Origin of the sequence: Synechococcus sp. R8-2, assembly GCF_047461715.1 — a bacterium.
In the GTDB taxonomy this organism is placed as follows: Bacteria; Cyanobacteriota; Cyanobacteriia; order Thermostichales; family Thermostichaceae; genus Thermostichus.
This window is the reverse complement of record NZ_JANSHQ010000340.1, coordinates 1-1,504: the sequence shown is the minus strand read 5'-3', so window position 1 is coordinate 1,504 and position 1,504 is coordinate 1. Positions and strand designations below refer to the sequence as shown.

General features: G+C 62.2%; 1 protein-coding gene. It reads left to right on the top strand.

From position 1 onward, the window contains the following. Window positions 1–49 precede the first annotated feature (49 nt). Window positions 50–1,504: J domain-containing protein (locus NW819_RS08675; RefSeq protein ID WP_414413506.1), on the top strand; the 1,455-nt coding region annotated here is incomplete at its 3' end.

Here is a 1,504-nt window from a genome sequence, read left to right as displayed (position 1 = left end):
CCAAGGACTCCGTCCCGCTGGCACGAACAGGAGAGCGCGGACAAAAACCATGACGGTGCGGGTGCCCCTCGACTATTATCGGGTTTTGATGCTGTCGGCACGGGCAGATGAGCATCAGATTGAGCAGGCATACCGGGAGCGAATCGATCTCAAGCCGGGCGAGCGCTCCTGGCTGTCGGGGTTCTCGCCACAGGCTGTGGAAGCTCGCGCCCAGATGATCCAAGAGGCGGCTTCTGTGCTGCTGAACCCTGAGGCACGGCGAAACTACGACGAACACCTCATGCCAACGGATCCCACCTTGACGGTGGAGGAGGCGCACCTACCGGGAGTGCTGTGCTTGTATTGCGAAGCCGGAGAATACCAAGCTGCCTTGGACTTGGCTCAACATATGCTGGAGCAGGGCCACCCTGCTCGTTCCGATGCCATCTTGGCGCGGGCCATCGCTCGTCTGGAACTGGGTCGAGAAGCCTGGCAACAGGGATCCTATGAAGAGGCGGCGCGTTCCCTACAGGCGGGCTTGGCGGAGCTGGAGGAGTATCAGGCCTTTCCGCAGATGCAAGCGGAGATCCGTATCGATTTGGGCAAGCTGCGTCCCTATCGCATTTTGCAACTCCTCAGCCAAAGTGCTCCCGCCCAAGCTGGAAGACACACCGCTGATGGGAACGGGGAGCGACAGCAGGGACTGGCTCTCCTCAAAGCCATGCTGGACGAACGGGGCGGCATCGAGGGGATGGGGCAAGATGGCTCTGGCCTCAGCACCGAAGATTTCCTGCGCTTTATCCAACGGGTACGTCGCCACCTCACCCTCAAAGAACAGCAAGAGCTGTTCGAGCAGGAGGCTGAGCGTCCCTCGATGGTAGCCGCCTACCTGGCCGTGCAGGTGTTGCTGGCGGCAGGTTATCTGGAAAACCGCCCGGCTCTGGTGCGGCGTGCTCGCGGCTACCTGGCTCGTCTGGCGCAGCGGCAGGATGTGCATCTGGAGCAGGCCATCTGTAGTCTGTTGCTGGGGCAGACCGAAGACGCGCTCGCCCATCTGCGCTCCACCCAAGAAGTAGAGGCCTTGCAGTTTATCGAAGAACACTCCGCCGGTTCTCCCGACCATCTGCCGGGTCTGTGCCGCTTCACAGAAAAATGGTTTCAGGAGGAGGTGTTCCCGGAGTTCCGCGGTCTGGAAGCCGCCCAAGTGACGTTGCAAGCCTACTTCGACAACCCCCAAGTACAAGCTTACCTGGACGAAATGCCCCGCCGCGAGGATCCGCCGGCGGGGATGCTCTCTCCCCAAGTCCCCCATCCCCCACCTCATTTGCCTGCCGTGGTGGGTGGCGTGCGCCCCCCTAATCCAACCCAAGAATTGCAGCGCCCACCCGCCCCTTGGCAACGGGGAGGAGTGATGCCCCCGCCAGAACCCCCGCGCCTCTCGGATTTGCCCTCCTACCGGAGCACCCCCAAGGCGGGCGTCTCTGCTCTTGCGGATGAGAGTTCTAGTGCTCCGCACCGCTGTCGC